General features: G+C 60.6%; 11 protein-coding genes. 4 read left to right on the forward strand and 7 right to left on the reverse strand.

The genetic code is table 11. The annotated features are described in order from the left end of the window. Positions 1-15: 15 nt before the first annotated feature. From prmA to aroQ, 4 genes are read right to left on the reverse strand one after another with little or no spacing between them, the layout of a single operon-like run. Entirely contained in the window at positions 16-912 is an 897-nt protein-coding gene (gene prmA, locus MD273_RS01100; protein ID WP_239035933.1) for a 50S ribosomal protein L11 methyltransferase, read from the reverse strand. Between the two features lie 2 nt (positions 913-914). Beyond that, positions 915-2,261: an acetyl-CoA carboxylase biotin carboxylase subunit gene (accC, locus tag MD273_RS01105; protein ID WP_239035934.1), complete on the reverse strand. Its 1,347-nt coding sequence runs from the start codon at positions 2,259-2,261 to the stop codon at positions 915-917. An 18-nt stretch (positions 2,262-2,279) separates the two neighbouring features. After that, a complete protein-coding gene (gene accB / locus MD273_RS01110; RefSeq protein ID WP_239035935.1) occupies positions 2,280-2,735 on the reverse strand; it encodes an acetyl-CoA carboxylase biotin carboxyl carrier protein in 456 nt (151 codons plus the stop codon). Positions 2,736-2,762: 27 nt separating this feature from the next. Then, a complete protein-coding gene (gene aroQ / locus MD273_RS01115; protein ID WP_239035936.1) occupies positions 2,763-3,203 on the reverse strand; it encodes a type II 3-dehydroquinate dehydratase in 441 nt (146 codons plus the stop codon). A 381-nt stretch (positions 3,204-3,584) separates the two neighbouring features. Here aroQ and MD273_RS01120 point away from each other — a divergent pair, with 381 nt between their 5' ends. Beyond that, complete coding sequence (locus tag MD273_RS01120) at positions 3,585-4,310, forward strand: hypothetical protein (protein WP_239035937.1); 726 nt, start codon at positions 3,585-3,587, stop codon at positions 4,308-4,310. Continuing rightward, complete coding sequence (locus MD273_RS01125; RefSeq protein ID WP_239035938.1) at positions 4,307-5,296, forward strand: DUF6976 family protein; 990 nt, start codon at positions 4,307-4,309, stop codon at positions 5,294-5,296. Before MD273_RS01120 ends, MD273_RS01125 begins: the two co-directional genes overlap by 4 nt. Before the next feature lie 22 nt (positions 5,297-5,318). Here MD273_RS01125 and MD273_RS01130 read toward each other — a convergent pair whose 3' ends face one another. Continuing rightward, positions 5,319-6,935, reverse strand: a complete 1,617-nt coding sequence (locus MD273_RS01130; RefSeq protein ID WP_239035939.1) for a diguanylate cyclase — start codon at positions 6,933-6,935, stop codon at positions 5,319-5,321. A gap of 195 nt (positions 6,936-7,130) precedes the next feature. Between MD273_RS01130 and MD273_RS01135 the strand changes: the two genes are divergently transcribed. Both MD273_RS01135 and MD273_RS01140 read left to right on the forward strand, forming a co-directional pair. Then, positions 7,131-9,134 carry a bifunctional diguanylate cyclase/phosphodiesterase gene (locus tag MD273_RS01135; RefSeq protein ID WP_239035940.1) on the forward strand — a complete coding sequence of 668 codons (2,004 nt, stop codon included), beginning with the start codon at positions 7,131-7,133 and terminating at the stop codon, positions 9,132-9,134. Positions 9,135-9,141: 7 nt separating this feature from the next. Further along, positions 9,142-10,194, forward strand: a complete 1,053-nt coding sequence (locus MD273_RS01140; protein ID WP_239035941.1) for a DUF2333 family protein — start codon at positions 9,142-9,144, stop codon at positions 10,192-10,194. Positions 10,195-10,267: 73 nt separating this feature from the next. On the opposite strand, the gene ppa is transcribed toward MD273_RS01140, so the two are convergent. Next, complete coding sequence (gene ppa, locus MD273_RS01145; RefSeq protein ID WP_239035942.1) at positions 10,268-10,795, reverse strand: inorganic diphosphatase; 528 nt, start codon at positions 10,793-10,795, stop codon at positions 10,268-10,270. A gap of 442 nt (positions 10,796-11,237) precedes the next feature. After that, the gene (locus MD273_RS01150) at positions 11,238-12,377 is read right to left on the reverse strand and encodes an acyl-CoA dehydrogenase family protein (RefSeq protein WP_239035943.1); all 1,140 of its coding nucleotides are present in this window, start codon (positions 12,375-12,377) and stop codon (positions 11,238-11,240) included. Between the last annotated feature and the right edge of the window lie 4 nt (positions 12,378-12,381).

A 12,381-nucleotide genomic window follows, 5' to 3' on the forward strand; every position in this document is an offset into this window, starting at 1 on the left:
CTATCGTCCGGTTCGTCATCTGTCCTTGCGCCGACCTGTGAGGCGTATCCACTCTTCACGCTGCTCCGGCTCGTCCATGATGAACCAGGGCTCGTAGGCGTCCATGACTTCGCGGGCCTGGTTGGAGAGGATGCCCGACAGCACCAGGTCGCCGCCGGGGCGGGTCAGTGCCGCCAGATGCGGGGCAAGGCCTATGAGAGGTTGCGCCAGGATGTTGGCGAGCATCACGTCGCAGCGGGCGTCGGGTTCATCTTCCGGCAGGAACAGATCCAGTCTGGACTCCTCCACACCGTTGCGCCGGGCATTCTCGCGGCTGGCTTCCAGGGCCTGGGGGTCGGTATCGACGCCGGTCACGTGCTCGGCGCCCAGCAACAACGCTGCCAGCCCGAGGATGCCGGAACCACAGCCATAGTCGATAACCTGTTTGCCCGAGATGTTCTGGCCGTCCAGCCACTCAAGACAGAGTGCCGTGGTGGGGTGGGTGCCGGTGCCGAAAGCGAGGCCCGGATCGAGCATCAGGTTGGCGGCGTCGGGATCCGGGGCGTCGTGCCAGCTGGGAACAATCCAGAGCCGTTCACCGAATTTCAGGGGCTGGAAATCATCCATCCAGGCCCGCTCCCAGTCCTTGTCCTCCACCAGAGTGACGTCGATCTCCGGCAGGGACTGCTGGGTTTGCTGGTGCCAGGCGTCACGGATGTCCGCGCACAGTTGATCGATATCGCGATCGGACTGGAACAGGCCGGTCACGGTGGTCTGGCTCCACAGGGGCGTGGTGCCGGGGTCCGGCTCATACAGCGGCTGGTCGGCAGCATCTTCCATGGAGACGGCATCGGCACCCATCTCCATGAGCAGATCCTCCAGCTGATCCGCATTGTCCGGATCAGCCGGGATCTGGAGTTGTATCCAGGGCATGGTTATTCCCGCATCAGTTTTTCCAGGTAGTGGATGGTGAAGTCTACCTGTTTGAAGCCTCCATCGCGTACCAGTTTCCGATGCAGGGGTTGGTTGGTCTTGATGCCCTCGACCACCATCTCGTCCAGTGCGTTCTTCATGCGCCGGCGAGCGATTTCGCGATCATCGCCCCAGGTGATGAGTTTGGCCACGAGAGAATCGTAGTACGGCGGTACCGTGTAGCCGCTGTACAGGTGGGAGTCGACCCTGATGCCGTTGCCGCCGGGCGCGTGGTAGTGCTTGATCTTGCCCGGGCTGGGCACGAAGGTCTTGGGGTCCTCGGCGTTGATCCGGCACTCGATGGCGTGCCCCAGGATATGGATGTCATCCTGGCTGTACTGCAGCGGCAGTCCGCTGGCAATACGCAGCTGTTCGCGCACGATGTCGACACCGGTGACCATCTCGGAGACCGGATGCTCGACCTGAACCCGGGTGTTCATCTCGATAAAGTAGAACTCGCCGTCCTGGTACAGGAACTCGAAGGTACCGGCGCCTACATAGCCGATTTCCTTGCAGGCATCGACACAGGCTTTCAGGGTCTTGGCGCGGGACTCGGCATTGACGTTCGGTGCCGGCGCCTCCTCGATCACCTTCTGGTTACGGCGCTGCATGGAGCAGTCGCGGTCGCCCAGGTGGATGACGTTGCCGTGCATGTCGGCCAGAACCTGGACCTCGACATGGCGTGGCGCCTCCAGGAACTTCTCCAGATACACGGTGGGGTCACCGAAGGCGTTGCGGGCTTCGCTCTGGGTGATCTGGATCGCCTTGAGCAGCGCCGCCTCGGAGTGGACCACCTGCATGCCACGACCACCACCACCGGAGGCCGCCTTGATCATTACCGGATAGCCGATCTTCCGGGCAATCTGGAGCGTGCGCTCGTCGTCTTCGGTGAGTGGGCCGTCGGAACCGGGCACGGTCGGTACGCCAGCCTTTTTCATGGCTTCGATGGCGGAGACCTTGTTGCCCATCAGGCGAATGGTTTCCGCCTTCGGACCGATGAACCGGAAGCCGCTTTTTTCGACCTGCTCGGCGAAGTCGGCATTCTCCGCCAGGAACCCGTAGCCCGGGTGGATGCCCACAGAGTCGGTCACCTCTGCCGCACTGATGATGGCGGGGATGTTCAGGTAGCTGTCGGTTGCACTGTTCGGGCCGATGCACACGGATTCGTCGGCAAGACGGACGTGCATCAGTTCCCGGTCAACCTGCGAGTGCACGGCTACGGTCTTGATGCCCAGTTCCTTGCAGGCACGCAGGATGCGCAGCGCGATTTCACCGCGGTTTGCGATCAGAACTTTTTCTAACATGGCCATGAGTAACAATCACCCAGTTCAGGAAATGACGACCAGGGGCTGGTCAAACTCCACCGGCTGGCCATTCTCGACCAGGATTTCAGTTACGGTTCCGGCCTTGTCAGCCTCGATCTGGTTCATCATCTTCATCGCCTCGACGATGCAGATCACGTCACCGGCATTGACGGTCTGACCAACTTCCACAAAGGCCTGGGCCGTGGGTGAGGGCGCCCGGTAGAAGGTGCCGACCATCGGGGAGTTGACGGTGTGGCCGGACGGAGCTGCCGGCGCCGCGGGTTCTTCGGCGGCGGGGGCCGGGGCAGGGGCCGGTGCCTGGGGTGCCGGTGCGGGCACGTGGCTCACATACTGGGTGCCGGCAACCTGTTCGCGCCGGCGGGAGATGCGGACAGAATCGTCGCCTTCCTGGATCTCCAGTTCCTCGACGTCGGATTCCTCCAGGAGCTCAATGAGTTTCTTGATCTTGCGAATATCCATAGTTAATCCAGTCCCGTTGTGTCTGATCTATCGGTGAATTCGTTGCAGGGCCGCCTGAAGGGCGAGGTCGTATCCCTGGCTGCCCAGCCCACAGATAACGCCTACGGCGATATCGGAAAAATAGGAGTGATGGCGAAAGGGTTCCCGCGCATGCACATTGGAAAGATGCACTTCGATAAACGGGATCCCGGAAGCCAGCACGGCATCCCGGAGGGCAATGCTGGTATGGGTGAAGGCGGCCGGATTGATAATGATGAAATCCACGCCTTCGGCCCGCGCTTCATGGACCCGCTCGATCAGTTCGTACTCGGCATTGGACTGAAGATGGAGCAGGTGGTGGCCTTTCTCGGCCGCTTTCGCCTTCAGTCTGTCGTCGATGTCCTTCAGGGTCTCATAGCCGTATACCTCGGGCTCACGGGTACCGAGCATGTTCAGGTTGGGGCCATGGAGCACGAGAATGGTGGACATGATTACGCCTGCCTTGCTGTCATTTTTAACAGGATCGCCGAAAATCACGGCATTTTCCCACAATGGTGCGTGCTTGTTTTCCTTAGATCAACACTTTTTGACAATCTTCCGTGTTGGCCATTGGTCGTAAAAAGACAGCGCTGGCAATCGAAACGGAATCTTTCCGCTGATGACAATCATTGTCGGCAACGGAGGGGGGAACTTCTATACGACGTTGGTTTCATAGCGTTTCGACTAACACCGGCCGCCCGTGATTGCTGCCGAAGTGCCGCTGCAAAGGTGGCAGCAGAGTCGTGCCATGGTGGTCTTTGACCCGTGGGTTGGCTGCGGGAGACTCATTGTCGGGATTTTAACTACAACAATGAGTGTCACGGAGGTCAGATGAAAGATACCGAGGTGTGCCGGCGTCTTCTCGGCGTGGAGGAGCCCTGGACGGTGACGCGGGTCCGGATTGATACCCAGGCCCGGGAGCTGCATGCGTTCCTGGACCGGGGCAAAGGGTGGTTTAACCGGGTGCTGTTCGAACAGCCGAAATCCCGGTGGCGTCACAGTAATCTTGGAGCCTACAAGGCCTTCGTCCACAGCAGCCTGCAGGATGACCTCTCGGATGAAGATCGCAAGATGCCTTTCATCGGTCAGCCGGGCAGCGAATTTACGACAGGCCTCGCGCGGAAGGTTACCGACTGCCTTCGTTCCGGCCTCCGTTACCGGGAGGTCTGCGAGTTGTTGGAGATCGATGTCCACCTGGCCTGGCAGATTCGTCACGCCATCCAGAACGGTCTCTTTGGCCGGGAGTACACCGGGCTTGCCGACAGAATGACGCTGGATTCGCCGGACACTGCAGACGCCCTGGTGCCGCCGGCCTCGGATCCGGTGTGGCAGTTCCTGCTGGAGTCCGGCCGGATGCTGGAGACGCGGCTGCTCAGTCTGCGGTTGTTGCTGACGCGAGCGCGCCAGGAGTTTCCGCAGCTGGAGGATGATGTTGCCAGGTCCATTCGCATCACCGAAATCCGTCGGTTCTTCGTCAAGCACCGTCATCAGTTGCCGTCGGAACTCAGGCAGCTTCGGGCATTGCGCGAAGAAGGGCAGGAGGCCAAATCATCATGATCAGGCAGAAAGGGGAGTTGCTGGACTTCGACGCCGCGGTGGAACGGATCCGGTCCGGTCGGCCCCTGGCGCTGGCCGGGGATCGCTCGGTCCTTGCCGACCTCCCCGAAGGAAACTGGGTTGCGGGCACCAGCCCCTATTTCATGACCCGTGAACAGGGTGAATGTCGCCGGGACCGGATCTTTGTTCAGGAGCTGGCCGGAGAAATAGCCGGTATCCAGAGTTATACCCGGGATACGCTGCCCGGTTTTCTCGAGGATGCACCTGAAAATGGCTACACCGTTATTATCCTGCCCTCAGGAACGGCTATCCATCATGACTATGCTGAGCAGTCTCCACGCTATCCGGAGATGTATCTGAAACCGGTGGTCGGCTGGGTTGCCGGCGTTCATCTGGATGATCTCGGTCGGGAGCAGTCGCAGGTTCTCGATGGCCGTGAGTGCCAGACCTTCAGTGACCGGGCGGTTGCGATCCACCTGGCGCTGCCGCAGGGACAGACGGCCATGGTCCATGCTGTTAACCTTTTCGGACCGGATGACGGGCCGGTATTGCGCTTTGATGATACCGGTTTTGAAGTGGACCACTGCCTTGTGGCAGGCGAGCGCATGAGATTCAGTGAGTTCCTGAAGAATCATGACGTGGATTGCCGCCGGCCTCTGGTGGCTGACTACTGCGGGGCTGCCATCAACGTCAGCATACAGGCGGTTGATGAGGACACCGGTAAGGTGCGGCTCTACGCTCCGGTCTTCCGCAATGTGGAGTACCGGCTGGCGAAGCCGGTGGATGATTATGCCGAGCGGTTCAGCTCGGAGATGCCGGGCGGAACGGGAGAGATCCTGTTCGGTTGCAACTGCATTCTCAACTACCAGCACTGTGGTCTGGAGGGGCGGGCCACAGAAGGGTTGGCTGGTCCTATCACCTTTGGCGAGATCGCGTATCAGCTTCTGAACCAGACTGCGGTGGTACTGACACTGGAAGCCGACTGACCAGTCCGTATAGGGCTCCGGCTCAGTCCGGAGCCATGGTTACGCAGTTTCGGCCGGCCTTCTTGGATTCGAACAGAGCCCGGTCGGCCCGTTCGCACAGGACCTGGGAGGTCTCCTCCGACCCCAGAGAAGCGACGCCGCAACTGAAGGTCACGTTGAACTCCTGGTCGCCCGCGCGTTGCCGGAGATCCGAGAATCGTTCCCTGATCTCGTTGAGTACGTTGCGCGCATCGCTGGGACGCGTGTCCGGAAGAATAATGGCGAATTCCTCGCCGCCATAACGCCCGACATGGTCAGTCTTGCGCAGCCGCTGTTTGAGAAACATGGAGAGGCTGCGCAGAACCCGGTCTCCGATCGGGTGACCGAAGGTGTCGTTCACCTTTTTGAAGTAGTCGATGTCGATCATCGCAAAGGACAGCGGCTGGTCCTTCTGGCGCGCCTTGGCGATTTCCTGGTCCAGCAGGTGCAGGGTATGGGTGTGGTTGTACAGCCCCGTCAGACTGTCCCGGATCATCAGTGCCAGCAGCGAGCGGGCCCGCCGGCCCCGGTTGTGGATGGTGGCAATCAGGTGCTTGGGGTCGATGGGTTTGGTCAGGAAGTCATCTCCGCCCAGGCTCATGGCATGCAGCTGTTTGCTGACGTCTTCCTCCGCCGAGAGGTAGATGATGGGCACACTGTGGAAGCGGTCCTGCTGGCGGATGACCCGGGCGATCTCCATGCCGGTGCAGCCGGGCATGTACATGTCGAGGATAATGATTTCCGGGGAGAAATCATCCAGGGCATGAATGATCTGCATTGGGTCAGTAATGATGTGGGCGGTCATGCCGGCCCGCTTCAGGACCGTTTCCATGTACTTGGCCTGGGCCCGGGAGTCGTCCAGCACCAGGACCCGGTAGGGTTCGACCGTGTTGCCGTGGGTGTAGGTCTCGATCTTTTCGATCAACTGGCCGGGATCGACGGCCGGGTAGAAAAACTCTTCACCCCCGCAACGGGAGGCCCTCAGGCGGGTTTCAATGGAGCCGTCCTCGTCGCTCATGAAGATCACCGGGATGGGCGTCTCGTGGCGCTCCTGAAGGTGTTCAACGATACCGATGCCGGCGTTTTTGGCGCCACCGAAATTCACGTCCATCAGTATGGTTTCCGGTTTGCTCAGGGCGCATGCTTCCAGCAGGGCCTCGGCATCGGAGAAGGCAGAAGCCCGAAAGCCAAAGAATTCAAGCTGCCGGATCAGCCGGCGTGCCATTTCTTCATTGCCGAGCGCGATGTAGATCGGGGTTCGCCGGTATTGCAGAGGCGCTTCGTTCTGATCCTTATCGGTGCGGCGCAGGGTGCTACGGCACAGCTGTTCCATGGCATCCTGGAGTTCCGGCCACAGCGCGTCATCCGGCTCACGGCCCTCAGGCCAGCGGTCCATCACGTCGAGGGCTTTCTGGCCGGCTTCTGCGTGGTTGGTCATCTCGAAGCGCTGGGCGTAACGAACCAGCTTGTCGGTGGCGTTGACGAGTTCGCCCCGCTGGCTGACGGCCAGGCTGCGGTCGGAATGGATTTTCTGCCAGGTGTCGAGAACAACCCGCGCCTGTGTGGTTACGCGTCGGGCAAAGTGTTGTCTTAGTTTTTCCTTCTGGCTTTCGTCGTTCATGTTACTCCGGCCCGTCCCTTCACATGATGTTCGCCCGCCCGGTGGGGACGAATTTTTTAACCTTGGTGCTGTTACAGAGTCTATAGTGTTTAAAGTGGTCGGCGTAGGTGGCGCAATGTAAATGTTTGTCAACTCTGGGGTGCAGGTCACAGTTGATGAGTCGGCTGGTGCCCAGCCCTGCCGGAGCATTTTCCTATGGCATGGATGCAGAATCCGCAGTCGGGGCGGGGCCGGGCGGGGATGATTAGCCTCCGTACCCTGTTGCTTGTATTCACCGGCGGTCTTCTGGTTGTTGTGCTTGTGGCCAGCTTCATAACCAGCTTCAGCCATTTCCGCGGCTATGTTTCGGAACAGCTGACCGGGCATGCCCGGGATGGCGCGACAGCCATCGGACTGTCCCTTTCCAATGCCATTGACGGAAGTGATCCGGTCGCCTCTGCCTCCCTCATTGACTCAGTCTTTGACAGTGGCAGGTACCTTCGGGTGATCTACCTGAATCATGAGGGAGAGGTGATTGCCGGCCGCCGGAAGTCGCTGGATCAGATCGGTGTGCCTTGGTGGTTCCGTTCAGTGGCGGATTTGCCGCTCCCGGTCGCCGAGGCCGAGGTGGTGCGCGGCTGGCGGAGGCTCGGGACGGTCCAGGTGGTGAGTGATCCGGGCCGGGCGTACCGGGATCTCTGGCGCATCACCAGCGGGCTTGTTGTGGCCGTCCTGTTAATCGGAGCGGTAGGTCTGTTTGTCCTTTTCCTACTGCTCAATCGGGCGTTGCGCCCGCTGACCGCACTGGAAGAACAGGCGCGAGCGCTCGGCAACCGGGAATTCCGGCGCCATGTCACGATCCGTTCGACCCGCGAGCTGAATCAGGTCACCGAGGCCATGAACCAGATGGCCGATGACCTGGGCCACCTTTTTGAAGGGCAGGCGAAACTGATCCAGCATCTGCGCCGACTGAGCAATGAAGATCCGGTCACCGGGCTGGCCAGTCGCAGTGCCTTTGATCAGCGCCTCAAGGTCGAGGTGGAATCGGAAGAGAAGTCAGCGCCGGGGATGCTGATTCTCATCCAGTTGTGGGATTTCGGCAGCTTCAACCAGACCTTTGGCCGGGAGGAAGGGGACCGCCTTGTGGTCCGGATTGCCGGCGAGATCGGCCGCTTCATGGCCGGCCATGCCGGCAGCTTCGCCGGCCGCCGCACCGGAGCGGATTTTGCCATATACCTGCCGGGTGCGATGCCGGCCGACGCAAGCGTCTGGTGTCGGGACCTCATTGCGGATCTGGACGGCGTCTACGCCGGCCTGGCCGGCTCCAGAACGGTGGCGGTACACGCCGGGCTCGCCAGGGCGGGGGCGGGGAGAAGTGCCCGCGAGCTGATGTCCGCGGCGGACGAAGCCCTCAGAAAGGCCCAGGCCCTCGGCGATAGCGGCTATCAGTTGGCCAATGGCGAACCGGAGTATCATCACAACCTGGAGACCTGGCGGGTCATCCTCACCGAGGCGATACGCAATGAGCGGTTTTCATTGTGGCTGCAGCCGATGATCAGTGAACGCTCGGAGGCGCCGCTCTACTACCAGGTGTTCTCCAGGCTGGATACCCCGGAAGGCGAGCTCAAGGCCAGTGTGTTTGTGCCCATGGCAGAACGGTTCGGACTTGTCGAGCAGATTGACCGGTTGCTGATGCAGCGGGTGCTGGAGCGACTGGCCGCCGAGCCCGGCCAGCAGTTGGCCGTTTCCCTGGCAGGCGCCTCCGTGGCCAGCGAGGCGTTCCGGCAGGACCTGTTGGCCCGGCTTGAGCAGGCGGGTGACCGCGCGCACCACCTCTGGATCGGAATTTCCGAGCAGACGATCCATCATCACCGCACGGCAGTGGGCCTGCTGGTAAGAGCCCTGGGGCGAATCAACGTGCCGGTGCTGGTGGACCGTTTCGGGGTGGGGGGCGTACCCTTCAGCTACCTCAGGAATCTGAGATTTCAGGCGTTGCGTATCGATAACAGCTTCATCCACGATATCGACAGTCACGAGGAGAACCGTTTCTACCTGGAGTCGGTGTTGGGTATAGCCCATCGGCGGGGGGTCAGGGTTTTCGCGACCGGCGTGGAAACGGCAGCGGAGTATTCGGTACTCTGCAAGCTGGGTATCGATGGCGCCATGGGGTACCATTTGGGGCGTCCATTCGCTGCTGACCAACAACCGCAAGGGGATTAGGAGTCTTATGCCAGGCAAATTCAGACAGTTCTTCAGGGATCGGAAAGAGGACGTTCAGGATTACGCCGGGGGCAGCGGCGTAATCGGCCGGTTTGTCATCGCGGTGCTGGTGGTGTACCTGTTAGCGGCCATTGTCATCGGTATCTACTGGAGTGGCGAGCCTGACACCTTCTCCGTGCGCGAAAATACCCGTTCGGTCGCCAACACCATGGAGCGGGAACCGGTCACCGGTTTTGCCACCACAACTACCATGATCCGGATCGCTGAAACCTTGCTGGACAAGCCCGGCGGCTATATCTCCAATGACATCTTCCCGCCCGGGTTATGGCTGGATAACATCGCCAACTGGGAATACGGTGTGCTGGTTCAGCTCCGGGACCTGTCGCGGGCCATGCGCCGGGACATAGCCCGCTCCCAGAGCCAGTCTGCCGAGGATCCTGATCTGGTGGTGGCCGAGCCCCAGTTCCATTTCGACAGCCAGAGCTGGGCGATCCCGTCCACCGAATCCGAGTACCGTCGTGGCATCTCGGCCCTCAAGCGGTACCTGAACCGCCTGTCGGCCCCGGAGCAGGCGGATGCCCAGTTCTTTGCCCGCGCCGACAACCTGAACAGCTGGCTGGCGGATCTGGAAACCCGGCTGGGCAGCCTTTCCCGCAACCTGGGAGAGAGCGTCGGCAAGGCCTCGGTCTCCGACGCCGTTGCCAATGTGAATGAGGATAACCCGCTGGCGGAAGAGACGGGCGGCGTTGAAGTGCAGACTCCCTGGACCAGAATCGACGATGTGTTCTATGAGGCTCGCGGAAGCGCCTGGGCATTACTGCACATCTTTCGTGCCATTGAGGTGGATTTCCGCAAGGTATTGCAGGACAAGAACGCCATGGCCAGCGTGAAGCAGATCATTATCGAGCTGGAAGGTACCCAGGGGCAGATGTGGAGCCCGGTGATCCTGAACGGCAGTGGTTTCGGCGTATTGGCCAACCATTCCCTGACCATGGCGGCCTACCTGTCCCGCGCCAACGCGGCGATCAGTGATATGCGGGATCTGTTGTCGCGGGGCTGAGCCGGTCCCGTTTCCAGGCATAAAAAAACCGGGTCCGAGGACCCGGTTTTTTTGCATCTGAAGTGTCTTCCGGTCAGCCCTTGTAGGCGTTGATGGAATCTTCGATGGCTTTTTTGGCGGCTGCGGCATTGTCCCAGCCCTGCACCTTGACCCACTTGCCCGGCTCGAGAGTCTTGTAGTTCTCGAAGAAGTGCTTGATCTGGTCGCGGAGCAGTTCAGGCAGATCGTCGATTTCCTTCACATCGTGATAGGAGGTGGTCAGCTTGTCGTGCGGAACGGCAACCAGCTTGGCATCACCGCCAGCTTCGTCTTCCATGTTCAGAACGCCAACCGGACGGGCACGGATGACAGAGCCCGCCTGCACCGGGTACGGAGTGACCACCAGTACATCCAGGGGGTCGCCGTCGTCGGCCAGGGTGTGGGGGATGAAGCCGTAGTTGGCCGGGTAGAACATGGGGGTGGCCATGAAACGGTCGACCAGCAGGGCGCCCATGTCTTTGTCCAGTTCGTACTTGACCGGGGAGCTGTTGGCCGGAATCTCGATGGCAACGTAGATGTCTTCAGGCGGGTTCTTGCCTGCGGGGATGTTGTCGAATTGCATGTGCGATCCTTCCTGATACGTTGAGGTACGTTTAACTGCGGCTAAAAAGTGGGCGCAATTATACGGGAGTCTCTTGCAGTTCGAAACTAAACCTTGGTCGTTGGCTTGGGTGCATGCGGCTATCTGGCAGGATCTTCCGAAAAACGCCCGTTAATACGTCCCTGTAGGGCTCGGTCGCGCCATCCCTGGCGCTCCACGTTTTCGGAAGATCCTGCCAGATAGCCGCCCAAACTCGCGAGATATACCGTGAGAAAACAGTTGGGCCCAAGTGTTTTGATCCGATGGGAGTAAGATATCTGCCGTGTTCGGCGGGGCATGTTGGGGGCCTTTCCCAAAACTGTGCGGAGCCATGGATGGCGGAGCCCAAGCGTCACAGGGACGTGCCGCAAGGAGCGTGTTTTGGGAAAGGCCCCCAACATGCCCCTTGCACACAATTTGAAGGCTACAACTTGATCTGCTTGGCAATCAGTTCCTTCATGATCTCCGTAGTGCCGCCGCCGATGGACAGGATCTTTGCATCCCGGTAGAGGCGCTCCACCACCGACTCCCGCATGTAACCCATGCCACCGAACAGCTGCACCGCCTCCCGGGTGACTTTCTCGCAGACGTCTACCGAGAAATTTTTGGCCATGGCCACCTGCTTGATCGGGTTCTTGCCCGCCTGCATCAGTGCGGCGCAGCGGTAGGTGTATTCCCGTGCGATGTCGATCTGGGTGGCCATATCCACCAGCTTGTGGCGGGTGACCTGGAAGCCGGCGATGCTGCGGCCGAAGGCCTGGCGCTGTTTGGTGTAGTCCAGGGCGGCTTCGTAGGCGAGCTGGGCAGTCATGTAGGCCATGATGGAGAGGCTCAGGCGTTCCGCCAGAAAGTTGCTCATGATAGCAATGAAGCCGGCGTTTTCGGCGCCGATCAGGCGGTCGGCCGGTACCCGGCAGTCTTCGAAGAACAGTTCGGCGGTGTCGCTGGCCCACCAGCCCATCTTGCGGAGCTTCCTGCCGGTTGAAAAGCCGGGCATGTCACGGTCGATGAGCAGCAGGCTGATGCCGCCGTGGCCTTCGCCGCCGGTGCGGACCGCGACGGTGTAGTGGTCGGCGCGCAGGCCACTGGTGATGAAGGTCTTGCTGCCGTTGACGATGTAGTGGTCCCCATCCCGTATGGCACGAGTCCTGAGGTTTGCCACGTCGGAGCCGCCACCGGGTTCGGTGATCGCCAGGGCGGAGATCTTATCGCCCCGGAGGACGGGGGGGACGATCTGTTCGCGGATTTCCTGTCGGGCCCATTTCGCCACCGGCGGCAGACCGATGTCCAGTGAGCCCAGGCCCGCGACCAGTCCGCCGGACGTCGATCGCATGAGTTCTTCGGAGACGGCCACTTTCAGGAAGATATCACCTTCGCCAGTGCCGCCCAGGGTTTCCGGAAATCCGATGCCGAGCAACCCGGCGTCACCGGCTTTTTTATAGAGTTCCCGGGGAAATTCGCCGGCTTCTTCCCAGTCGTCGATGTTCGGCAGTACGTGGGTTTCGATGAATTTCCGGGCACTAAGGCGCGCCTGTTCGTGAATGTCGTTGAAGTAATCGGACACGGTC

Source organism: Marinobacter sp. C7, assembly GCF_022343555.1.
In the GTDB taxonomy this organism is placed as follows: domain Bacteria; phylum Pseudomonadota; class Gammaproteobacteria; order Pseudomonadales; family Oleiphilaceae; genus Marinobacter.

Bases quoted from the DNA above. Each gene is read 5' to 3' on its own strand.
- prmA (WP_239035933.1), bottom strand. From the start codon at position 912: ATGCCCTGGATACAACTCCAGATCCCGGCTGATCCGGACAATGCGGAT.
- accC (WP_239035934.1), bottom strand. From the start codon at position 2,261: ATGGCCATGTTAGAAAAAGTTCTGATCGCAAACCGCGGTGAAATCGCG.
- accB (WP_239035935.1), bottom strand. From the start codon at position 2,735: ATGGATATTCGCAAGATCAAGAAACTCATTGAGCTCCTGGAGGAATCC.
- aroQ (WP_239035936.1), bottom strand. From the start codon at position 3,203: ATGTCCACCATTCTCGTGCTCCATGGCCCCAACCTGAACATGCTCGGT.
- MD273_RS01120 (WP_239035937.1), top strand. From the start codon at position 3,585: ATGAAAGATACCGAGGTGTGCCGGCGTCTTCTCGGCGTGGAGGAGCCC.
- MD273_RS01125 (WP_239035938.1), top strand. From the start codon at position 4,307: ATGATCAGGCAGAAAGGGGAGTTGCTGGACTTCGACGCCGCGGTGGAA.
- MD273_RS01130 (WP_239035939.1), bottom strand. From the start codon at position 6,935: ATGAACGACGAAAGCCAGAAGGAAAAACTAAGACAACACTTTGCCCGA.
- MD273_RS01135 (WP_239035940.1), top strand. From the start codon at position 7,131: ATGGCATGGATGCAGAATCCGCAGTCGGGGCGGGGCCGGGCGGGGATG.
- MD273_RS01140 (WP_239035941.1), top strand. From the start codon at position 9,142: ATGCCAGGCAAATTCAGACAGTTCTTCAGGGATCGGAAAGAGGACGTT.
- ppa (WP_239035942.1), bottom strand. From the start codon at position 10,795: ATGCAATTCGACAACATCCCCGCAGGCAAGAACCCGCCTGAAGACATC.